Source organism: Chryseobacterium capnotolerans (genome assembly GCF_021278965.1).
GTDB classification, from domain to species: Bacteria; Bacteroidota; Bacteroidia; order Flavobacteriales; family Weeksellaceae; genus Chryseobacterium; species Chryseobacterium capnotolerans.
This window is the reverse complement of record NZ_CP065589.1, coordinates 3438648-3462514: the sequence shown is the minus strand read 5'-3', so window position 1 is coordinate 3462514 and position 23867 is coordinate 3438648. Positions and strand designations below refer to the sequence as shown.

Here is a 23867-nt window from a genome sequence, read left to right as displayed (position 1 = left end):
TATTAAAAAATAGATAAATGTATGTCTAGTAAAAAAAATAGTATCAACGAAATTATTAATCTGATAACAAGGTGGGTCAGTGAAATACAGAGTAATAATGCCCTGAACTATTACGATATTAATAAAGTTTCTGAGGGGACGGCAATGAAGCTTTTAAATATGGTCTTTAGCTATAAACTTAAAGATCTTAATCATATTGAAAGTAACTTTCCTGGGATTGACCTTGGTGACGAAGAAAATGGAATAGCAATCCAAATAACCTCCCAAACGGATTCAAAAAAAATAAAGAACAGTCTGGAAAAATTTTATAGTAAAGGACTGGATAAAATTTACCCAAATGGGATGAAGCTGTTCTCACTTAGTATTCAAAAAAAAAATATTAGCCAGATAAAAGCTTATGAGGAACGCTTTGATGTAAAAAAAGATGTAATAAATTTTACTAATTTAATAAAGGAAATTGAAAAGCTTTATGATTCGAATAATGACAAATTTATTGAAATTTATAATTTTCTTCACGAAGAATTTGGAAATAAAAAAGATTCTAGACCGTTTTTAAATTTTCAAGATGTTTCTCATAAACTATCTTTTTATAACGATGCTTTTAGAAAAATACATGCCGCTGATTGTGAAAAATTTATTTCTTACACCTGTGTATATAATAATCAGACTTTTAATGTTGATGATTTTATTGATAATGGTTTGCCTTCAGATAAGATTATTATATTAGGAAGTTCGGGGCTCGGCAAGTCAATGCTGTCTAAAAAGCTTGCTTTACACGCCATAAACCAAAACTATATTCCGGTATTTATTGAAGCTAAATATTTTGAATCTGATTTAGAATCATTGCTTTACAGAGAAGTGAAAATATTAGGCTACCAAAATGCGGGTATGTTTTTTCAAGCCTGTAAAACGATTGGGAAAAATCCACTGTTATTAATTGATGGACTTAATGAATGTAGTGAAAGTAACAAAGCGAGATTAATTGTTCAGCTGATGGAAATTAACAAACAGTACAATACTAAGCTCATTATTAGTACTCAGAGTTTTGATAATATGCTTAGTGACTTAAATGCTTCAATAATTTCAATTGATTTCCCCGATTTAGAAACTAAAAAAGCAATTGCAGGTAATTTTGGTTTTGTTGACAATAAAATGGAGCCACTTCTGAAATTAGCTACTACAAATTTTGAAGCTGCTGTCATTGGTGAATTAGGCTCTCAAGGTTTACAAACAATAAGCCGTTTTAATTTGTTCGATCTTTTTGTAAGAAAAAAACTTTTGGACAATAATCATTGTGTAGTATTTTTATCTTCTGCTGCTGAGTTTCTTTCTGAGAATATTACATTTTCCATTTCACGGAGGCAAATAGAATCTATTCTTGCAGATAATAATTTGGATTCCAAAATTTTAAAACAGTGCATTAGTTCAGGAATACTAAAGCAAAAAATTGATAGATTCAGTTTTTCACATGAAATATTACTAAACTTTTTTATAGCTGACAGTATTAGCCGTTTTAGTGTAAGTTCAAAATCTCTTGCTAATCAAACGATGCTTCCTAAGAATAAAGACAAGCAACTTTTAATATTAGGAAGTATAGAAGATAGAACTACACTTTTGAAAGTACTCGAAATAATAGAAGAACCAAAGATGATCTATGATATTGTCATGGGTGAGTGCGGTCAGTTGGCGAAGCAGTGGGGTGAGAATAAACTCGACAAGGTTATTTCTAAATTGGAATCTGAAAGTAAAAATTTAGAATTTATATTATATGACGATAAAAATTGTCCAGTTATCGTGTCGGAAGAATCCCTTCTTAAATGGGAGTCTCAAGAACTTTCTTTTGTTCTTACAATACCGGAACTTTTAGCAAAGGGTCTATTCTTTGAAGAAATGCTTGGAATAGTTCGAATAATGAATCAGACTTGTAGTAATCCAAAAAAAATAATTTCAGAAAAAGAAGCAAGCTCTAATAAATTTTTCTCAACAAGATTTTCTCTTTGCTTTGCAGATTATTTTGGAAGTAGGGGTCCTAGACCAGTAGTATCACGTTTATTTAAGACACTTCATTCTGGTTTTATGGCATTTAATGATGGAGATGGAATTTCTGTAGAACAGATTGATCAAGTAGTAAAAAAGGGTAATGTTAGCGATGGAGAATTGCTCTTGCTACTTTTATTATCTAGATGGCGTGATGAAAAGTTAAAATTATTATTTCCGATTATCAGTGATATTCTTAAAAATAAATGGAAGAAAAAACCTTATCACTTAAAAATAGAAATTTTGCAAAAAGTTGCCTTTTGTTATGAGGGTAACATTCAAAAAAAAGCACTAATCGAAAGCCTTTCTGAAATTCATAGTGATGCTGATAATGTTTTTATGTCAAGCATGATATTTGATTCATTATCAGAAATAGGAGCTTTGGAAGATGATGAAATCGCTTATGAAGAAACTGTAAATACAGATTTACAAAAATTCCTAAAAGATTCAGATAATGAAGAATACTGTACAGAAGTATATGGGATCTACCATTGCCAATTTGATCATCCTTATTCAAATGCTTTCGGTCTCGCCATCTCAAAATTAAATGAGAAAGAAATTAGAATTTTTTATACAATGGCTTTGAAAGGGGTTAATTTTGATTTATTTGGAATGAGTCTGTTGATGCAAGCTGAGTATGTTTTAGGAAAAGACTGTTGTCATTATCTAAAAAAGTTCTTTGATCAACCTCTTTCCACATCTTCCATGCCGCGAGAAACAATGAGTTGTTGCATCACGAGTTATATTTTACTGGGAATTTACAAATTCTCCTTATACGATTTAAGGGAAAGTGAAAAAAATGAAGTAGATATTCTTATTCATGCATGTGGAAAAATATTCTACTGGCTTAATAGGGTTGACTTGAAAATAGAAAGCAGGATTGAGAATTGTGAGAATTTATTAAATTTATTATTTCAAGAAAAAAGCGAATTCTTGATTGATTTACTTAGGCAAGTTCACAGGGCTTTATATTCATATAAAATGAGCAATCTTTTTCAAAATAAGGAAATTAATACAATTTATGATTATTTCCAAAAAAGAATATTAACGCTAGCTCGATATTCCATTCAAAATCCAGCTTCACAAAAAACAATTTATTTACACAGCCAACAAAATGAAATATTAATGTACTCTATTTCTTTAGTAGAAAAATTTGGAAATGAGATGGATATTGAGTTATTATTTGAGTTAACGGATGACCAGATTTATGGTTCAGCAGCTGTTAGTGCAATAAAAACTCTTTCTCATAAGTAAAAATATAAATCATCTAAATAAATTTAGATAATGTAATGGAAAAAAAGTTATCAGTAGAACTAGAGGTAATGTGCCATATCATCTTAAACGCTAAAGCTAGTTTTGATGTAGTACGTTATTTTAATAATGAAAATCATAATAAATTTAATTTAATTAATCGCGAACGGATGTCGAATCACTTCTTTCGATTTGTTGAGGTTAATTTCTTTCGAACTACTATTATTGAACTTTTCAAACTATATAGCCCAAGTACAGATGATTACTATTCCTTCTATTCTTTAAAGAATAGGTTTAATCCCGGAAAGAAGTATGAATCAATAGAAATATCAGAAGAATTATTTAAAGATGTTAATTTGATTTTAAAACAATCAAAAGTTGTAATAGAAAAATTACGGGATCTTAGGAATAAAGTATATGCACATAATGATCAGGAATACAAAAAATATTTAGGTATTTTGACCATAGAGGAAATTTCTAAACTAATTAAAGTTGCTAAAGATATACTGGGAAAAATTTATTCTGAAATTCTAAAAGCCTATTATTTTTTCGATTCTCCAACTGCAACTCCTATTGACAGTCTGGAACATCTGTTTAATAAAATTGAATTTTTTAATACTAATTATGAAGAAGTTATGTTAAAAAATATTGGAATTGCAAAACCTGATGAACTTTAAATTTATATTGAAACAGGTGTATTTTTCAATACTAAAGCCGTCTGTTGATTTTATATCATAAATATTATAAAGTAATACCATTATGGATTTCCATATAAAAATAAAATAGTTTTTAATTATCTTTGGTAGAAACTCAACCATGTAAAGATTTTACATTTAGACTGTCTAATGACTGTATTTTTCAGTCCTTGCTTATCAACAGATCGTCTTTTGTAAAATTTATAATTAAACACTATTTTATGCATAAGTATTTTGGGCTTTATGGTAAAGCATTTGAAAAGGTACGGAAAGACCATTCTCAACTTTTTGACCATCGCAGGGGCACTTACTTCAGAAAATCTTCCGATTTTCTGTCCAATAGAAATAATTGGTACGTGATTTTTTTATTAGTCGGGATATGCTTTGCCATTCCTGCAGTATTTAATTGTGAATTTTTAAATGTCATTACAATCAGTGAAAAAACTTTAAATATATTGGTTGACCAGAGAACAACTAATATTGCAACAATCATTAGTATCTCACTTGTAGTTGTAGGATTTTTAATAAATAACCTTGCCGTTAAATCTCCTACAACTTATAAACTGTTATTTAAAAAATCGCTTCTATATTTAACTATATATCTGACCCTTTCAACTATATTCTGGTTTATAGTTTTATCTACACTCAGGGATACGATTCCACAGCATCCGTTTTCTAAATCGGTAGTTGCGGGTACTTATCTTTCTCTTTTTGTTTTAGTATTAATAGGTATACTCTTTAGAAATATCATCTACTACACAAATGAAAAGGAAATTAATTCTATGCTGTCAAAAGAATTAATTAAAGAGGCTAAAAATAATCTTAAAACTATTCTCTTAAAAAAATATAGTTCTAAAATTTATCAGGAATTCATGTCGGAAAGAGGTCTGAAAAGAAGAACTAATGATATGAATTTGGACATCTTATTTAGCGCCCAAAATGTTACTAATGATGATTTATTTACGGAGGAATCAAATACTAAAAATCGATATTTAAAAAATGTTAATCTCGCAATTCTAGAAGTCTTAGTGAAAACTGATTTTATAAAAGAATATGATGTATTAACACTTGGTGATTTGGTAAATGTCAAAAGTTTAAATCCTATCAGCTTTAAAGCAGAAAAATATGAAGGATTAAAAAAATGGTTGCTGAAAAGATGTTTTTATACTTCAAAGAAAGCTGTACTGAAAGAAGTTTCGGACGATTATAGAAAAGAATTTGATAGCAAAATATTACAACTTGCTGAAGAAAGCAAACATAAAAGCCTCTCTCAACCTTTAAGTGCCTTCATAGAACTATATAAACTTCAAATGCAACATCAAAATGAGAATATTTAACGATCCGTCAGATATAACTAATGGAATTGAGGAGACAATCTGGGCATCTATAGAAAAAACTGTTGAGAACAACAGTCTGGAAACTTTTAAGGTTCTAAATAGATTTGTTGTAGATGTGTTGGTGGTTAGTATTCAAAATAAATCTCTCATAAATTATAATAAGTATGTCAACTTTCCTGCTTCCTATTATTACATTTCTTTTGCGAAAAGTAAAGAAAGTATAGTGTTTCATAAATTTTTCAGATATGCTGTTGAAACCTCCGCAAAACAGTTAAAGGAAATTATAACTTTTTTTTTTAGTGTATAAGAAAACCGATATTGAGGAAATCAATGAATCTAATTTAAGTTTGAACAATGATTTTTTGTATTCCACATTCAACAGTTTTAACAGATTAATATATTCAATGATTAGTAATGGTGATAAAACATTTTTCAGCTATGTACTCAATGAATTTGATAATATTGATGCATTGAAAAAAAATAGCTATTATGAATTAAAATTTGAATTAAGGAATTTGACAACTAATGATGAAGGCATCGAAAAAAAGGAAAAATTGTATAAGCACGTTAAACTTTTTGATGAATACAAAAGGCACGTTATCTTAGGACTGCGATATTGGACGATTTTTCTTTATAGTGTCGGAAATAACCCAATTGAAACAACAGTGATCTTTTTAAAGGAATTGAGGATTCAAAAAGATTACTCAGATTTACTTAGAGATATTCTTGTTTTGAGAAATAACCCAAACTATAATTATTTTGAATGGAGTGTATGGGATTATAAGGAAAGACCTTTAGAAAAAACGTATAGCCCTCCTAATTCTAATGATTGGTTGACATTTGGATTTGTTTTCGATATACTTAGAGTCAAAGATATATATTTTGATACCCAGAATTTAGATGTCAGGCAGCTTAATGATATTCCTTTTTTGTATGAAAGAATAAAGGATTTTATTAAAATTATTGATAAAGATTTTGATAAGTGGCAGTCAATACTCGAATTAGATTCAAAGAAGGAGTTTGAAGCCAGATGTAAAAAAATAAATGTTTTTTTTAAGAACCTCCTGCATAAAAGCGTCACAGCAAAAGATCAAGCTATAGCTTCTGAGGAGTTAGACCCAGAAAAAATTAAAGACTTCAAAGCTAATGTCGCAAAATCATGGGAAGCTAATTCAAGCCTTAATGCTATCTTTTTGTCAAAAAAGAATATGAAAGAAAATAAAGCTGTTGAAAATTTTATCGGTTTTAGAACTTTTTTCCAAAATAGCAAGATAATGTTTGTAAAGGAGAACTATCAGACAATATACAATATTGATATTTTTGGTGGTCGGGCAGCCAGATGGATTGATGACGATTTTTTTAGTACGGTTATTTCTGAAGAAGCTTATTTTATTACAAAGGACAATATCACAGATTTGATTGAAGAATGTTTTATACAGCTCAAATTAAAGGAAATCAGCCCCTCAATTATCTTACTTCCTGCTGCGTACAGTTTTAAAGATCAAAAGTTTCTTAACAATCCTGACTTTAAGAGAAAATATGATTTTCCAGATAGGAGGGAAGATAAGTTTTTATGGGAACTTACAAAGGTGTAGAGGTCTATATCAGTCAAAGTGATGAAATCACCAATAAAGTTATAATTGCTGATTTTGAGAAAGCTTTTGAGATGGAATACCGGACTTTGGAAAATGGGTTCAATCAGGTATTAAAAATTGAAGTAGAATCAATTCGGAATGAAGAAGCCGAAGTAATCTATAAAGAGGAACCTGAGAATTGGACATTTACCCGTAAACAGACGCCAATGGATAAAGATGAAGCTCTTACTCTTATTAAAAATTCTTTGAATATCGAAGTAGGAACATTTTATGAGTTTAAAGTAAAAGATAAGGAATCTTTTGTAGTGGGAATCATTAATTCTAATATTAGTTAATCTGAATTTATTCATGAAAATTAATCCAAATAGTTCGATAAGAAGTGGTTATAAATACGAAGATCTTTTTACGTTAAAGCTAATTGTAGATTGGCTGCTTGATCCTGAAAAGTATGAAAATATTCGTGTGCAGTATAAACCTGATGATGTTCAAATCAGGCATTTTGCAATCGATGATATTGTAGCGACAAGGAAGGATGGAACGGTTGAATATTACCAGATTAAACATAAACAAAATCCAGATACAGATCTTTGGACTTTCGACGAACTCATTGATAAAGGATTGAACAAATGGATCAATTCGTTTCATGCAATTAATCAAGAAAGAAAGTATTGTTCCCTCATCACCAATGGGAATCCGGACAAAAATGTTCAAGACTGCATAGTTCATAGAAATATTGATCTTGGAAAAGTCAAAGAATATCAGCATGAATTCTTTGCTGTTGTACAATCATATTTTTCTAATCCTTCAGATGCATTATCTTTCTTTGAAAATTTTGAATTTCAGTTCGGCCATCCTAATAAAAGATGTTTAGAAGATACACTTAGAAATATTCTTTATAAGCAGTTAAAAGTTACGAAAGGTGGCGTAAACAACCTATTGCTCTTTATTGGAGATGAAGGTTCTGAAAAATTCCCTACCATTTTTACTCTGGACATTATACGTAATCTTTTGGAATGGGATAACCCCAGACCTCTTAATCAGAATTTCAATGTTCCCACTGATTTTGAGTTTTTTGACAGAGGTATTCACCAAATTCTTCTGCGGGATATCAGTACTGTTGAAGGGGGAATAAAAGTGATTGTAGGAAAACCGGGAAGTGGAAAAAGTACTTATCTGTCAAAATTGTATTCGTCGTTGGAAAAGAAAGGTGCTATAGTTTTCAGACATCATTATCATCTTAATCCTAAGGATGTTTCTTATGCTGATAGACTCAATAGTGAAAGGGTCATTGAAGGGTTGAAAGCAGAATTCAAAAAACAGGATAATGATATTATAAAGTCGTTAGGGGAACAAAATACTGCAGGGACTCAGCTTAAAGAATTTATTGATCAGGTAGCTTCCTATTGCCGTGAAGTCGGGAGGTCATTTATTTTAATTATTGATGGTTTGGATCACGTTATCCGAGAAGGAAATAGCCAAAATGAACTGATTGACTTTTTAAATGAAGTTTTGTTCCCTCAGCAAGGATACTGGTTGATTCTTGGAACGCAGGAAATTGCGACGCATTGTTTCCCAAATTCGATTCGCCAGCTTGCTCCGAAAGATGAGTGGATTGAAATCAAAGGCCTTAAGCGAGATAGTGTTAAAAAGATTGCGTGCAAAAGTTTCCCTCAAGATTATAAACTTTTAAGTTACGATTTTGATTCAATTGTTTCAAAGCTCATACAGGTAACTGGAGGAAATCCTCTTCATTTAAGATATGTTTTGACTTCCATAGAAAATAATGGAAGAGGAATTTCAAGATATGATCTTGATACTATTCCTCATTACAATAATGAAATAGAAGAGTATTATCAGGCGCTCTGGCAACAGCTTACTATTTTAGCAAAAACGATGGCTTTTGCACTAACTGTTTTAGACTTTAAATTGCAGGAGGAGCAAGTTTTTTTCTCTAGCAGCAGACCTGTGTCAATATCCTCAAGAAATTTCGGAGAATCTCAATCAAATACGTCATTTGTTTAGGTTCGAGCTATCAGGGATTTCTGTATATCACAATAGTTTTTTGGTATTTATCCAACAGCAAAAAGAGTTGAAGGAACAAAAGAAAAAGTTATATAAAATTGTAAAAGAATGGCTGAATGAGGCCGAACAAAGAGAAATTTGCTGGTCGGAATTACCTAAAGTTGAATACTATCTTGGAAATCCAGGACTCCTGCTGTCAATTGATAACGAATGGGTTATTAAACATTATTTAGATAGTAAAGATGAAGAAATAATTGAAAATATTCTTTATCTAGCTTCAAAGGCCGCTTTTGAAAATAACGTTGATCAAAAAATAATTTATTTCTCTCTTATATATGGCCTATTTAAAAATCGCAGTGATAACCTTTCGGAATCAATTCGGAATCTCTGGTTGACCTCGTTCAAGAATAATAAAATTCTTCGTCCTAAGTATCCTAATTTTTCTACTCTAACTGATTATCAGTTAAAGGAAATGCTTATAGCACTCAAAGCAACCGGCATTGTCAACACAATTCCTGATGATGCCGTTAACAGGGTTAATGAATTGTTTACAGAAAATCGCTACGATACAATTAAAGTGGCCAAGTGCTGGTTAGAGATTTTAGCACACTTTGAATCTACTTCCACATCTCGGGTTTTTAATTTTATAGAACAATTTCGTGATGAGGAAAAAGATGCATCGCATCTTTTTAAATTTTATCTTCAGAAATTGCTGGATTTCCCTAAACAACCTCTTCATTTAATTGATGCCATACTTAAAACGAAGTTAGAGAAAAGTGAGAAAATAGCGATGGCTGAACTACTGATACTTGATGATTTGAAAGGCAACCTGAGTGATTGCAAGTGGAAGAAACATATTCAAAAATTGTTGGCAAAAGAGGATAACCTATTTTTTTCATTGTATAAAATCATATATGGCGAAAATATAAAGAATTTCAAATCTGCATTTTCATATTATTCTCCACCCCCTAAAATAAACAATTATTCGTCTGAGAAATTAGTGAAACAATTCATCAAAACCAATGTACTTCTTTCTTTTATCAATTGTATCAATGATCTCAATTTTGAATACAAATGTAATCATTCTTCTAAGTGGCTGTCTGAGCTAGATGTTTGTATTTTTAATCTGGGGAAATTTTTCTCGCAAGCATTCCGTGAAAAATCTGAAATTGACCTTTTAGTCATTTTGAAGTTTATAGAAAACCTCAGGAAACTACATTTTAATAAAGATCATGATATTTATGATTATGAGAGAATTGGTATTCCTTATTTTATTGATTTGGCTATCTGGCTGAGCGCTGTAATAAATAAAAAGAACCAATTTACATCAGAACTTAATTATGAACAATTGTTACGTCTGGGTAATTCGAAGCGCTATAACAAAGCATCGTTGTTGGAGATTATCAACTCTAAGATTGTATCTGTTAACAGAGATGAAGTTGAAAGATATATTGAATTTGAAATCCAAAATAATAATGAGATGTTTCCCTTTCCTGAAATCGCTAGTTTTCTAACAGACATGGCTCAACTCTCATATGATTTCGGGAATCAAAATAATGTCAGGCCGTTGCTCGAAAATGCAGCTTCTAATATTTTAGCATACGGTCATCATAAGGATATGTTACTTTACAATATTTTAGAAAGTATTGAAATTTGCATCAAAGCAGGATCATCGGAATCCAACAATTTCTTATTGCAGATTTTTCCTTACGTCTTTAATATCGAAGCATTAACTGACGGTGATGAGACCCGCCATTTTATGAATTATTTCTGTGATCTCTTGGCAAAGGTTAATCCCCAGCTTTTGTACAATTTATTTTTTTACAATATCAACATGAGAGATTACACAATGGTTGAAAATATCTTTGATGATATTTTATCGACACTAGATTTCCAGGAGCCCATTGCCAAGGCTGTTGGGAAGACGGCTATAGGGCCACACTTTCAAACACTTTGTAAACTTCAAAAAGAACAATCTTCGGTTCAAGATGTTATTGAGAGCTTGCAACTAAAATTTGGACTTTTTCCGGAAAAGGAGGAAGAGAAAGAAGGAGAAGATAATGACAACAAACAAATCGATCAAAAACTTATAAAAATTACTCCTGAGAATTTGAAAAATTATATGTCCAAGACATTAAATTTTAACGGTAGGCGATTAAATTATGATGATTCTTATTTTCTACAATCTTGGATAACTTCTCGACTCCACAAGTATCCAAATGATAGGAAGAAAGTAGTAGTATCATTAAAAGAGATCATTGATGATAGTTTTTCTACGATATCGGCAAATCTTTTAGATCTGATCTATGAAATTTCTTATGAAATTGATAGGGAGTTTGCTTTTTTATGTATTTGTTGGGCGAGTTCAAATGGTGGTGTATGGGCACCGAGTTATCGCTGGAATATCGCTGAATCCAGAAAAAGATGGAGAAATATTATTGATTTTTTTCCTGAAAGAATAGAGGAGTATTATCAAAAAAGTGTTACAAACACTGGTTTGAGGTATGGACTGCAGAAGGATTATGTAATTCCTGTCCCCAAAAGTACTCAATTTCATATGGACTGTGGAAGGCTACAAAAAGCAGAAAATGTAACGCAGGATTATTTAGATTTTTTGCCTCATATATTCCCTAATGTAAAGCTCGATTTAGCTGAAACACTTATTGAGCCAATTGAAGTGTCAAATTTTGATATTTTAATGGCGCGATTAACATGGCTAAGCCCTATAGTTAGAGCACAAGCTGCAGAGGGAGTTACAAACTTATTGAAGAATGACAATGATGGATGTTGTCACGAAGTATTTTTTGAATATTTAAAATTTCAGGATTTAGAAAATGCAGCTTGTGAAGGACTAATAATACTTATTAATTCTCTACAGGACTCCGAATCTTTAACTTTCAAATTTTTAACACAAGAAACTCTTAATTCCTTGCTTTCAATAAGATGCATGGCAACGGATTTATTATTGAAAAATATTGCTGGAATTTTAAAATTTGAATTGAAATTAAATGTTCCCCTGTTATCATATTTAAGTTCAGGAAATACAAGTTTAGATGAAGAAGCTTTTAGAAAGATAATTAATAATAATCTAACAAATGCGTATATTGGATTTCTAGATTATTTACAGCGTAAAGTAGGTGATTCTTTTATTATATGGAAAATATGGTGTACAAAATATGAAGATTACTGCACTCAATTTGACCTAAAATACGACTATAGCCGAGATGATAGTTTTGCAACTTCTAGATATAGTTTAATGATTGGTCGAACAACAATATTTGGAGATATACTAAAATCAACTTTTATGCATGTTGTCGATGCCTTATATAATTTAAAAAGAATTGAGTTTTTTGATCTATGGCAGTTAACATTAAAAAATTTACCGGTTGATTACTCAATTTTGAAAATTAATCTTGAAGTCCGGCCAGAATGGTGGTTTTCATTAAATGTTGAAAATTTTAGATCTTTTGATTTACATCAGAATTATAGCCAGCTTTTAATTAATTGGTTCAAAAACTCAGATATATTATTTCCTTTATATTATAATGCAACTTACTCATCAGATAAATCATTTTATGGATCTACTGTTTTTTGTCAATTTAAATCTATAGCTATTGCTATACCTAAAAACTATGATATTGATCTTGATCCTGAGATGTTGTTTGACGACTTAGAAAATAGAGGAGTTTGGGATAGTTATAATGAATATCCAGAATATTACGGTTTTTATGAGGGCAAACTGATTTTTACTGGAACGAATGAAGTAGATCTCGTTTTACCCTTAGTGAAACATACACGTGTTTTTCCAGGCAATATATGGCAGTATTATAGAATGAATGATGGTATATTTTTACTTTCTCCAACTTTGATGGATCATCTAGAACTTGATTGTATATCCAACAAAATTCAATTTAAGGATAATAGAAATAATATGGTTGCTTTCTTTGGTGATTTCTTATATAACTTCAATGATACAAGCCAATTCGGGGAGCCCATACCCTATAATAGCTATTTAATGATGGATAAGGGCTATTTAAACAAATTTCTCGGAGAAAAAGATTTAAAATTGGCAGTTATTTTACGGCAAAATTTGAAAATTAAAGATAGCCATAGTATCGACGAAAAATATAGCACAAAAATCACTTATGACTTTGTTGATTTATAGATGATTATATATAATAATTCTATATTGATTTACCGACTTAATATTTATTACATTTCTTTGGGCTAGTATTAGAATAAACAATCTAGGAGTTTGTCTTATTTAAATTAGATCAAATTATTAGTTTGATTAGCCTGACGAAATAGTTAAATTTACTATCTTATAATTAATACACCTAGATTTTATCAACTAAAAACTAATTATCTAATAGTTGGAATTAGTTTTTGATTAAATTCAATTACATAAATTATAATTGGAGGAAGAGAAAATTTTGCAGTAGTTTCAATCATTATTAACGATATTCTAAAATGACCCCAATAATCCAATTGAAGTCATTTTAATAATAAGTATTTATTATATTTATATCCCTTTTAGATACAAACTCTGAAATTCTTCAGCAGAAAAATCTTTCGAAGCATATGCCGTATGAGCCCACCTTGTTTCTTGAAAGGTCAAGTGAAATATGGTACTGCTATATTTAAAGCTGTTATTAATGTATTAAGCACCGAAAAAGATAAGTAAGGTAATAAGTTAATGATGAAATTGCTTTAGTTGAATTTTTACTTGACTAAAATTTCAGACAGTCTTTTCCAATCTTCACCATTGAGACGAGAACCAACCGGCACAACCGACTGCCATTCATCCGTTGTTAAATTGCTTATTTTGGAGCGAATTTGTGTTAGGCTTAATGTCTCGTTTTTAGGAATAATTTTAGATATAGACTTTGCAAGTCTTCGTGGGATTCCTGCCATACGCATTAATAATGCCTGTTCAGTATCTACCCCGTAATAGACCATTGAGGGGATATATGAATTATCATTAAGATCATCACTGTTGCTTGTTACAATTCCTTCAAGTGCGCCTAACCCCCAAGAAGCTTTAAATCTTGTATTATTAATATATTTTACAAAGGTATTTATTCTATCAGCCTCATCTGTATTGTTTGCAAAAGTAGGGTGGTGAGACGAAACTTCAAATAACTGATCACCTTTTACCCAGCTAATAAGTACTTTGGCTACTGCCTCTTCATTAAATGTGTTGCTATGTGAGTCGGTGCCTAAGCCAGTTTCTTTTAATTTTGCAATAACTTTGATTTTTTCTTTAAGATAATCGGTTCTGAAATTAAAAAGATTGTCTGGATTCCAGCTTTCTGGAGCTGCAATTGCCGGGTTTTTACGATTTTCATCTTTCATTATTTCTAATACCGAAGGAACTGAAAACCCTGTTTTGTCAGCAAAGCTCAAAGTTCCAGGATTAAATTTTTCCTGTAACTCAAGATAAATCATTTTACAAATATCAATGAATTTTTGCTTGTCAGAACTTTCAAGTTGATAATATCCGAGACTATCTTTAAATAGGTCACTAATTTCCAAAACACTTTCATTTCCGGAGTGATTTAGAACATGGATTAAGTATTGAACCAATGGCTCCAGTGAGTTTGAGTATTTGTATGCAAGCTTGAAAATTTGACTCTCGACTGCTCCGAGTGCTTCAAGAATATTATCGGCATTTATCATTAATTCTAAAAGCATACTGGCAATACCCTTAGAACTTTCCTGAATTAAAGATTTTGCACTTTCAATATTGCCTTTTGAGTTAAACGGAAATATTAACTTACCATAATTATCAACTAATGTCCTACCAGCTCGACCAGCAATATTCCAGAAATCGCTTGTGGAAAGTTTTGTATCGCCTTTGCGATATGAATCAAAATAAACTGCAGAAACTGGAAAGTTAACACCTTCAGCAAGTGTGCTTGTTGCAAAAATGTGTTCAATTTCTTTTTTGCGTATTAAATGCTCGATTAATAGTTTAGTTTCATCAGATAAGCCTGCATGATGAAGGGCAATTTTTTTCTTTAAAACTTTTGTTAAAATGGTCTCCTTTCCAACCTCGTCGATAATAAATTTTCTTACTAATTCGATTGAATCCGAAACCTCGGTTTCTGGTAATGTATTATAAAGGAACTCTGCTCTTTTATCTACCATGCCAGAACCTTGGCACAGGTATAATATAGACTTGTTTGCTGCGCCGTATCTTTTTGCAGTAAATTCTATGTATTTTTCTTTAGGTTGACCCGTAAGTACAAAATCCAATTCTACATCTTCTAATTTATTCTCGTCTGACAGAAGAGAGTAGGCGGAAGGTAAAAGTGTTTGTTCGAATTTCTTGAAATTACCTTTTTGTTTAATTCCTATTAAAAGCTTTTCAGCTGGTTTCCAATTTATCCTAATTGGGGTTTTAATCTTATTTCCACCCATCCAGTCCGCAATTGTTGAAGCAGAGTCTTTTAGAAAAGGTGAAAGAAACATAAACTTTGAACTGGGTCTTTCACGTTTTAAAATAGCTAAAAGTAATTCAAGGCGTGTGCCTCTGCTACCATTCTGTATCATATGAGCTTCATCAATAACAAATAGTGCTACATCACTGACAGATTGATGATTTCTTCTGATTAAAAGGTCAAGTTTTTCTGGTGTAGATACCAGAATGTCGATTCGCTCCTGCAGTAATGCTTCTTCAGAAGGATCTACCTCTATAGCCCCAGATGTCTTTTCAATTGAGAAATTCAGACCTTCAAAATCAGATTTTAGATCATAATAAACCTGATTCACTAGCGCTCTTGTGGGAACAACATATACAATTTTAGAATCACTATTTAAAGCCTTTGTTACAATTATATTAAACTCTGCTAAAAGTGTTTTTCCTGCACTGGTTGGCATTTCAACAACAGTTACGCTGGCTGCAATATCTAACAGACTCATATTGATTGCATCCCTTTGTGATGGCAATAGATCTATTATTGCCTTTTCTGACTGGCTTTTAGCAATACAAAAATCTTTAAGTTTTTTGATTTGAATAGCATCCGTGGAGTACCAAATTGAGTTATTCTGGAGTAAAATTAAATTGTACTCCATTATATTGACTATACTTTGGAGCTTAGGATAATTACTAAATAACTTTTTGGCTACCTCGGAATGAATTCTAATCTCACTTTCCAATTTACCTTTATAACTATATCCCATAGTAAGGTAATCGGCAGTTTCAGTGATTGTTTTAGATATATGATACCACCCCAAAAGAAGTTCTGCGGATTCTATTTCTTCGGGATAGTCATGTATTTGCCTTAAATATTCTGATTCAAATTCTTTTTGTGATGTCTTTAAATCTGCTATAAGTTCCAATGAATGTCTAATATCAGCATAGCCATTATCTTTTCTTACCAGCAAGATAAAGGCTTCAAAAGTTTTATTTGAAACAATCTCCTGCCAATTTTCAAATTCATCATAATCTTTAGCAATATATTCCTTAAGATCAAGTCTAACCCTTATTGTATTATCACCCTTAAGACCTAGTGAGGCGATATAAAAATAATATAAGCTATATGGGTCTATACTAATCAAACCAAAAAACTCTTCAAATAGATCGATAAAATATTCACTTTTTATATCATATGATTTTAAAAGTGAATATGCTATATCATAAAGAGAATCTTCTATTGATTCGGTATAATCTGTTAAGACTTTATTCAGTAATAAATATTCTATTTTAAGTATCTTTCGATCAATATCTGGTGTGTTGTTAGGTATAGAATAGCCAAGCTCACCTTTTAAAAAGGCAAGTTTTCGATCTTGTACATATGATCGAATTTCATCATCATGTAAAACGTATTGTAAAATGTCTTTCATTTTTATGCTTTACAAAGTTCTTGTACTTTTTCATAAAAAAGATCAATTGTTTTGGTAATCTCTTTGTTGAAATTTAAGACGCAAAATGTAATGTTATGTGGGTCGAAATCGGTTTGTTGTGTGAAAAATTTACCATAATCCTCATTGATTTTAACACATGATGCATCGCGTATCAAGGCACACCCAAAAACAAGATCAAAATCAGCATCTTTGCCAAACTCTAATAAAAGTAGCACTAATCCAATTTTTTCTGCCGCCTCGGTAGTGAGATTTCGAGTATAATCTGATAATCTGTTAACCAGGAGATCACGATTATTCTTAAATTTTGTTTGGGTATTAAAAATAGAATCATCGTTGTAATCTACTACATAAGGGGGATTTTTCTTCTGGGCTGATACCTTACCTTCACCAACCATAAGACTAATTCTATCTTTATTAATACGGTATCCAACCGCATCAAGCCCTCTACCTGGTTGAGCGGCTAATTCTCTGTTAGTGATATTTTTATAAGGGATAGTAAAACGTTCCTCAGGTGGTAACTTATCTTCGAAATAGTAGGTCAAAAGTAGCTCACCTAGGTCGCTTCGATAAATATCAGTTATTACGGGCTTGTGTATTTTACCAGCTTCTCTAATTAAATCTTTAGCGACTGAATTCTTTTTAATGACTTCTTTAAGTTGAGTACTATCAAAACCATGTTTCTGAAATAATAAATTTTCATCAATTTTTCCATATTCAAATTTAGTTTCAGATCGTTGTTTAATATACATTTCCGAAAATTTCATTATAAACTTCTCAGTCACAGAAATGTCTTCCTTAACGAATTTATGAGCCATCAATTATGAGTATTAGTAAAACGTTCAGTTATGTAGATTTTGACAATCAATCAGAATCATAATAGTTTTTTATTATCCAAAGATATTAAAAATAGTGATGTGAATTCAATTAAAAGCCAACATTAACTCATTTGAAAAAGTATTATGCAATGCAATAAATACACTTAACATTAGCTAAATAATCTTAAATATGAAGACTTTTGTATCTACAGATGTTTAGCATAAATTTGGGTGGAAAGTTCTCCAATTCTTAATTGATTTTAAATATTTTTATGAAAGTAATAAATAGTGTGGTTATTTCAGAAACTATTATGTGATTCTAAAAAAAAAGACATATTTATAATGAATACAGTTCTTAGCTTTCAAATGACCGCTAAATTTTAACAGAAGGCTATTCTAGAAAATTTAGAATACTTTATTAATATAGAGTAAATTTATTACCCGAATAATAAATACAATGTACTACGAACAACGATATATAAAAACTCAAAAGAATAATTCAGAAATTCAGTTGATTGATGAGCAAAGTAAAAATACTTTATATGATATTTTAGGCCAAAATAATAGAATTGTTTTACTTGGAAATCCAGGAATAAGCAAGTCTACCGAACTTAATATTTTATTTAATCATTTAGAAAGAAAAAAACAGACGATTTAAATTTTCCCTTAAAAATCGATTTGAAAAACTTTCGTTCAGTTTCAAAATTAGAAATTCATTAAATTCATCTATGCAATAATTACTGATGGCATAGAGTCCCCATTTATAATTTTCATTTTGATGTAATTCGGAGTAAATAACATCGCCTAATATCTCAATATTCCTAAATGTCGTTTTTATTATTTTACTAAGGTATTTTTCAACATCATAGTTAAGATTTTCTTCTTCTAAAATGTTGGGCGACAGGTTGTCTTTGGAAAATAAGTCTTTGATATTCATGCTCATATAGAGTATTCTGGAATCTCTAGTCAGCATTATATCTTTTCCTTTGTGAATAATACTGTCCCGGATTTTTTTAATATTGTCTAAATCTGATTGAATATATTCCAAATACCTTATTATTTCAGACGGTAATTTGTTGGCATTATTTGGTTTTTTAGCATAGCTTACTAAGGTATTTATCGAATCTGTTCCCGGATATTGTTTAAGCTGCTTTTCGTCAAGGCAAATTTTAATAAAGTGATAAAAGAAATCATACACACTTCTGAGATTAGTAAAAATATTTTCGGCAACTATATACTTGAATATACAAGATTTATTTTTTGATTCGCTACATCCAAATATATAGTATAGTGGCCTAGCTCATTTTGGGACTAACGTTCTTTTTCAAATCTTATTGCGGAATTTCCTCTAACAAAATTTCGTTTCCTGCTTTGTCAAAATATGTACAAGTCATTTTATACATACAGATTTCCCACTTTTCAATTCCTGTTTCTGCACACATTTTTATAAATGTTAAAAAATCTGTTTTACCTTGCTGATGAGCCTTCAATTCAGCTTTAAACATTTCCATATCTGCATTTTCAGCGATGGTTATTGTTTCATATTTCGCGGGGACTTTTGCAACATAATTATCGGTGCCATAATAATTAATATGCCCATCACTAACATAAGTTTCATAATGAGTTACACCCATTGCTTTAATTTCTCTAATGTAGGCAGGAAAATCTGCACCCGATTTTACTTTGCTGTGAGCTGTTCTTAATTGTTCTACTGTAAACATTTTTTCTTTGTTTTTAATTGTTAAACGATTTGTTGAATTACACGCAACCATAATGCTGAAACCTATGAAAAAAACTGTTGATTTTAAAGCTGTTTTCTTCATTACTCTGCTTGATGATTACACTGCAAAGTTGCGATACCTACAATAGGTGCAATTGTAAAAAATCGTTTTTTTTACAAGAATCGTTTAAAGTTTTCGGGAGTATCGCCAGTAAATTGTTTAAAGTCTTTGATGAAATGCGCTTGGTCGAAGAAATTATTTTCGTAGCAAATCTCAGTCAGCGATTTTGTTTCGTTCAGATTGTCAAGCACGGAATTGAAACGAACAATAGAAGCAAATTTTTTGGCAGTTGTCCCCACCACTTTTCTAAAACGCTTTTCAAACGGACTTTGGCTGATGAATAACTTTTCGTTCAGCTCTTTTATACGGATAGTTCCATTGGTTTGATAGATAAGTTTTACCGCATCCACAATTAATTTATCGGTTTCAATATCTTTAAGTTGAGATAGCAAAAATTGCTCAACTATTTTGATTCTTTGTTTGTCGGAAATGGCCATAGTCAATTTCTCTTCCACTTCTGCAACACTGTTTTTATTAAAAATATCGTCCAGCGAAAGGCTTAAATTAAAAAGCTCATTGGCAGGATGTGATGCAAAATGTGTAAAACCGATTTCAGTGAAATACACCAAAATAGTTCCTATGTGAGCCGAGTTTTTGAATATTTTGTAACCATCAGAAATACCTGTAATTCCTGCCGTTATCAGTCTGTTTTCCCTATTATTTGTTACAACAGAAAGTTTTCCTTTATATTGAAAACCGATCACCAATCCCGAAGACGGAAACACTTTGTACTCATTTTCCAATTCATTCTCTGACACTACAAAATACTTGATGTACGGTTTAAGTTGAGCTGTTGGAAAATGTTTGTCGAATTTCATTGATGAGCACAATATTTTATAAAATATTTCTTATTATATATAGCAAAATTAAAGTAAAATATGGCACCTATATACTTGAATTTCTTGAAAATAAAATATTACTCGTTTTTTTTTAATCGGTACATTTAAATATATAACAGCCTAAATAATTATGAATGAATTTCAGAATCAATATATTTTAATTGAAGAGTAAAAATATTTAAGAATTTTATGTTTGAGACTCTGGTATTTACAATGATTTTTTATGAGATTTAGTAAAATAATTTGCGAAAAATAAAAAAAGACCTATATTTGCACCAGTAAAAACAAACAATCTTAATCTTGTTTAAAAAAGTGACCTATTCGGTGACCTAAAAATAAGAGAACGATATAAAGCTTATGGATAGGGAGTTTTTCAAATAAGAGCAAGTCCCGTCCGGATCGCAGAAGTTTTCTCAATTTACTTTAAAAAAATTGATCCGGTAGTTCAGCTGGTTAGAATGCCGCCCTGTCACGGCGGAGGTCGCGGGTTCGAGTCCCGTCCGGATCGCATAAAGTCTTCTAGAAATAGAGGACTTTTTTTATTTATAAATTTTAGCAGCGAACCACACCTAACAGGTTTTCAAAACTTGTTAAGTGTATAGAATGAATCAAAAGTTGGATCAATCGAATCAATCTCAGAAGTTATCACTGAATTCAAAATCTTGAATGAAACACATCGCTTTTTTGATGCTCTATATTAACTTGTAAATAAAAATACTAAAGAATTGAAACCATTAAGAATAATTTAGCTGGCAGAAATGGTAAGTTTCATCAAAAATGAGTAAAGAAGTTCTTAATAAATAGTTTTATCTATACTCCCTGCTCTTCTTAATCCCTTACAAACTCTTAACGGCTTAAATATTTTTAACCTGATTTGTATACCTTTAAAACATTCCCAAACCCTATTGTTTTAATGTTCATCTAAAAAAGCAAAGAATTTCAATGAGATTTGATGCCATTATCAATTTTTTTATATATTTGGAAAAGATAGATCCTTGCTTTTCTTTTTAAGAAATGATGATGTTTCGTCATCGCTGTAAAATTGCTTAGCATACTGCACTACATACTATCTTTAATGGTGAAATTGGTACTAGTGCGTGCCTTTTCAGTTCATTTTCCGGGAAAATAAAGGTACGCACTAGTACCATTTCTGGAGTTGATAGATATAGTTCTTAGAAAATACGAAGGTATATCAAAACAAAGCCCTATTCAATTGTAGGGCTTTTTATTTATAAAAAAAACACCCATGTCACAAAGTCTCACCAGACAACAGATTTATGATCGCATAAAAGCATCTTCCAAAGACAGTTATATTTTGGAAGAAATGAAAAGGCTCGGTTTCTGGCAGGAAACATCTACGCCTTCTCTGCCGGAACAGCTGATCCAAAAAGAAGCCGTCTTACAGCAGGAATTACAGGAATTACTGGCGAAAGACCAGAAGTATGGCAATCAGGAAGCAATGCTTCGTGAAATGCGTAAAAAACGGATGCAGGAAGCCAAAGCCAAAAGAGAAGTTACCAAACAAAAAAACGAACAAAAACGGCAGGATAAAGCTGACCATTGGAAGCAGCTGCAAGAGCAGCAAGTTATCTATCTTGGTGAAAATGTTTCAAAGGGACTTCATCAAGCTGATTCTGATTCAGAAAAGCTGTTTCAGTTTTCGCTTCCTGTCTTTGAAAATATATTAGATTTCAGTCAAAAGTCTGGCTTCAGCCTTTCAGTAATAAAATATTTGGCCTTTCACCGGAGGGTTTCAAAAAAATCTCATTACCACATTTTTGAGATTCCTAAAAAATCAGGCGGAAAAAGAAAAATTTCTGCTCCAAAGCCACAGCTGAAAAGTTTCCAGCAGTGGATTCTGGAAAATATTCTGAATAAGATCTCGGTAGGAGAGATGGTGCATGGTTTCACTGCTCAAAAATCAATTGTTACCAACGCAGAACCTCATCTGGGTCAAGATATCATCATCAATATAGATCTTCAGGATTTTTTCCCATCAATCAGTTATAAGAGAGTGAAAGGTTTATTTGCTAAGCTTGGATACTCGGAACAGCTTTCAACTATTTTTGCCTTAGTCTGTACGCAGGCTCATACAGAAGAAGCTTCGCTTGATGGTGTTAAATATTTTATTCATAAAGGAGACCGGTTTTTACCTCAAGGCTCTCCTGCCAGTCCTGCAATAAGCAATCTTATTGTTTATAAGCTGGATAAAAGATTACAAGGCTTAGCGTTGAAGTTGGGGTTTGTGTATACACGCTATGCAGATGATCTTACTTTTTCTACTGATCATGCCAACGAAGATCATATTAATAAGCTTTTATATTTTGTAAAACAGGTTATCAACGACGAAAATTTTACAGTTCATCCTGATAAGCTTCATATCATGAGAAATAAGCATCAGCAGAAAGTGACCGGAATTGTGGTGAATGAAAAACTGAATGTTGAGAGACAAAAGCTGAGGAAATTCAGAGCGCTTTTACACAATATTGAAGTCAATGGATGGCAGAACCAAACCTGGGGAAAAGCATTTCATCTGATCAATGCCATTGAAGGGTATATCAATTTTGTAAACATGGTAAATCCTTCCAAAGCATCAGCCTTCAAAGATAAATTACATGCAATTATTGCCAAGCACGGTAAACCGATTGTAGAGACTCGAAAAGCCATTCCTGAAGCTGTAGAAACAATCGTAATTTCTGAAGTGAAGGAGGAAATAATTACACCAAAAGAAGACAAGACCGATTGGTGGAATATTTTTTAGCCTGAACCAACACATAATAACAACATCTTAAGCCATAAGATAGATGAGAATCATCAAACAAACCAAACTCTTTTTCCACGAGGGAAAGTCAGATAAAGTTTACGAAATCGATCTTTGTGAAATCAATCCTGATGCTTTCATTGTCAATTTCCGTTATGGAAGACGGGGAGCCGCATTGAAAGAAGGATCGAAAACGCCTGAATTTGTTTCCAGAGAAAAAGCAGAGCATATTTTTGACCAACTCGAAAAAGAAAAGAGAAATAAAGGATATCAATCTGAAGTGGAAGTATTCGTAGAGCTTCCTTCATTGGAAACGCTGAATGTAGATTCTAAAGAAGGAGTGATACTGAAGCGTCTGGAGGATGCCACACAAGGAATCAATTCTTTCAAAACAGGATGGAAAACCTCCCGCGTCATCTGGAAAGCTGCCCAAATGGATATCAAAGAAGCTGCTTCTTATATTCTGAAATTGGCTACAAAAGGGGATGAAATGCAGCTCTATGCTTCTGTTTTTGCAATAAGAAGATTAAAAATAATTCAGGCTTCCGAACTTCTTCATAGCATTGCACATAGTACAAGACATAAGCAATACATCAGAAATGTTGCTTTTGATGCTCTTTTGACAATTAATGAAGGTTCAGAACTGGAAAAAATTGTTTCAGAATTGCTGGAAAGCTTACCTGCAGAAATAAGATATGCAATTGATAAAGGAGACTATGACAGCCTGAAAAAGTATTATGCTGAAAAATTCGACAAAAAGAAAAAACAGATGAGCTGACTTCCCTTTATCTTTTATCGAAAGCTT

General features: G+C 31.5%; 15 protein-coding genes and 1 tRNA gene. 11 read left to right on the top strand and 5 right to left on the bottom strand.

Features of this window, described 5'->3' with window-relative positions:
• Positions 1-21 precede the first annotated feature (21 nt).
• The 7 genes from H5J24_RS16540 (at position 22) to H5J24_RS16510 (ending at position 13102) form a co-directional block, all read left to right on the top strand.
• On the top strand, positions 22-3291 hold the full coding sequence (locus H5J24_RS16540) for an SMEK domain-containing protein (RefSeq protein ID WP_068941775.1): 3270 nt from the start codon (positions 22-24) through the stop codon (positions 3289-3291).
• A gap of 35 nt (positions 3292-3326) precedes the next feature.
• Positions 3327-3965, top strand: coding sequence for an AbiU2 domain-containing protein (locus tag H5J24_RS16535; RefSeq protein WP_068941777.1), 639 nt, complete (start codon positions 3327-3329; stop codon positions 3963-3965).
• Between the two features lie 239 nt (positions 3966-4204).
• Positions 4205-5320, top strand: a complete 1116-nt coding sequence (locus tag H5J24_RS16530; RefSeq protein ID WP_068941779.1) for a hypothetical protein — start codon at positions 4205-4207, stop codon at positions 5318-5320.
• 299 nt (positions 5321-5619) lie between these two features.
• Complete coding sequence (locus H5J24_RS16525) at positions 5620-6915, top strand: hypothetical protein (RefSeq protein WP_232815696.1); 1296 nt, start codon at positions 5620-5622, stop codon at positions 6913-6915.
• Entirely contained in the window at positions 6894-7250 is a 357-nt protein-coding gene (locus H5J24_RS16520) for a hypothetical protein (protein WP_232815695.1), read from the top strand. Before H5J24_RS16525 ends, H5J24_RS16520 begins: the two co-directional genes overlap by 22 nt.
• 13 nt (positions 7251-7263) lie before the next feature.
• Positions 7264-8937 (top strand): ATP-binding protein, encoded by a 1674-nt coding sequence (locus H5J24_RS16515; RefSeq protein ID WP_232815694.1) that lies wholly within the window; start codon positions 7264-7266, stop codon positions 8935-8937.
• 40 nt (positions 8938-8977) lie between these two features.
• Positions 8978-13102 carry a hypothetical protein gene (locus H5J24_RS16510; RefSeq protein ID WP_232815693.1) on the top strand — a complete coding sequence of 1375 codons (4125 nt, stop codon included), beginning with the start codon at positions 8978-8980 and terminating at the stop codon, positions 13100-13102.
• A gap of 557 nt (positions 13103-13659) precedes the next feature.
• Here the strand turns inward: H5J24_RS16510 and H5J24_RS16505 are convergent.
• Positions 13660-16785 (bottom strand): DEAD/DEAH box helicase, encoded by a 3126-nt coding sequence (locus H5J24_RS16505; RefSeq protein ID WP_068941785.1) that lies wholly within the window; start codon positions 16783-16785, stop codon positions 13660-13662.
• A gap of 2 nt (positions 16786-16787) precedes the next feature.
• Positions 16788-17621, bottom strand: coding sequence for a Hachiman antiphage defense system protein HamA (locus tag H5J24_RS16500; protein WP_068941786.1), 834 nt, complete (start codon positions 17619-17621; stop codon positions 16788-16790).
• Positions 17622-18078: 457 nt separating this feature from the next.
• On the opposite strand from H5J24_RS16500, the gene H5J24_RS16495 reads away from it, so the two are divergent.
• On the top strand, positions 18079-18279 hold the full coding sequence (locus tag H5J24_RS16495; RefSeq protein ID WP_068941788.1) for a hypothetical protein: 201 nt from the start codon (positions 18079-18081) through the stop codon (positions 18277-18279).
• Here the strand turns inward: H5J24_RS16495 and H5J24_RS16490 are convergent.
• The 3 genes from H5J24_RS16490 to H5J24_RS16480 form a co-directional block, all read right to left on the bottom strand.
• On the bottom strand, positions 18253-18819 hold the full coding sequence (locus tag H5J24_RS16490) for a hypothetical protein (protein ID WP_068941790.1): 567 nt from the start codon (positions 18817-18819) through the stop codon (positions 18253-18255). The genes H5J24_RS16495 and H5J24_RS16490 overlap by 27 nt on opposite strands.
• 133 nt (positions 18820-18952) lie before the next feature.
• The gene (locus H5J24_RS16485; protein WP_228407594.1) at positions 18953-19444 is read right to left on the bottom strand and encodes a DUF1398 domain-containing protein; all 492 of its coding nucleotides are present in this window, start codon (positions 19442-19444) and stop codon (positions 18953-18955) included.
• Positions 19445-19515: 71 nt separating this feature from the next.
• Positions 19516-20280, bottom strand: a complete 765-nt coding sequence (locus H5J24_RS16480) for a helix-turn-helix domain-containing protein (RefSeq protein WP_232815692.1) — start codon at positions 20278-20280, stop codon at positions 19516-19518.
• 455 nt (positions 20281-20735) lie between these two features.
• Here H5J24_RS16480 and H5J24_RS16475 point away from each other — a divergent pair.
• The 3 genes from H5J24_RS16475 (at position 20736) to H5J24_RS16465 (ending at position 23840) form a co-directional block, all read left to right on the top strand.
• Positions 20736-20809, top strand: a tRNA-Asp gene (locus H5J24_RS16475).
• A gap of 738 nt (positions 20810-21547) precedes the next feature.
• Positions 21548-23062 carry a retron St85 family RNA-directed DNA polymerase gene (locus H5J24_RS16470; RefSeq protein ID WP_068941794.1) on the top strand — a complete coding sequence of 505 codons (1515 nt, stop codon included), beginning with the start codon at positions 21548-21550 and terminating at the stop codon, positions 23060-23062.
• A 43-nt stretch (positions 23063-23105) separates the two neighbouring features.
• A complete protein-coding gene (locus H5J24_RS16465; RefSeq protein ID WP_232815691.1) occupies positions 23106-23840 on the top strand; it encodes a WGR domain-containing protein in 735 nt (244 codons plus the stop codon).
• Positions 23841-23867 lie beyond the last annotated feature (27 nt).

Excerpts from the sequence above, each read along its gene's own strand:
- H5J24_RS16540 (WP_068941775.1), top strand. The coding sequence starts at position 22 with ATGTCTAGTAAAAAAAATAGTATCAACGAAATTATTAATCTGATAACA.
- H5J24_RS16535 (WP_068941777.1), top strand. The coding sequence starts at position 3,327 with ATGGAAAAAAAGTTATCAGTAGAACTAGAGGTAATGTGCCATATCATC.
- H5J24_RS16530 (WP_068941779.1), top strand. The coding sequence starts at position 4,205 with ATGCATAAGTATTTTGGGCTTTATGGTAAAGCATTTGAAAAGGTACGG.
- H5J24_RS16520 (WP_232815695.1), top strand. The coding sequence starts at position 6,894 with ATGGGAACTTACAAAGGTGTAGAGGTCTATATCAGTCAAAGTGATGAA.
- H5J24_RS16515 (WP_232815694.1), top strand. The coding sequence starts at position 7,264 with ATGAAAATTAATCCAAATAGTTCGATAAGAAGTGGTTATAAATACGAA.
- H5J24_RS16505 (WP_068941785.1), bottom strand. The coding sequence starts at position 16,785 with ATGAAAGACATTTTACAATACGTTTTACATGATGATGAAATTCGATCA.
- H5J24_RS16500 (WP_068941786.1), bottom strand. The coding sequence starts at position 17,621 with ATGGCTCATAAATTCGTTAAGGAAGACATTTCTGTGACTGAGAAGTTT.
- H5J24_RS16495 (WP_068941788.1), top strand. The coding sequence starts at position 18,079 with ATGTACTACGAACAACGATATATAAAAACTCAAAAGAATAATTCAGAA.
- H5J24_RS16485 (WP_228407594.1), bottom strand. The coding sequence starts at position 19,444 with ATGAAGAAAACAGCTTTAAAATCAACAGTTTTTTTCATAGGTTTCAGC.
- H5J24_RS16480 (WP_232815692.1), bottom strand. The coding sequence starts at position 20,280 with ATGAAATTCGACAAACATTTTCCAACAGCTCAACTTAAACCGTACATC.
- H5J24_RS16470 (WP_068941794.1), top strand. The coding sequence starts at position 21,548 with ATGTCACAAAGTCTCACCAGACAACAGATTTATGATCGCATAAAAGCA.
- H5J24_RS16465 (WP_232815691.1), top strand. The coding sequence starts at position 23,106 with ATGAGAATCATCAAACAAACCAAACTCTTTTTCCACGAGGGAAAGTCA.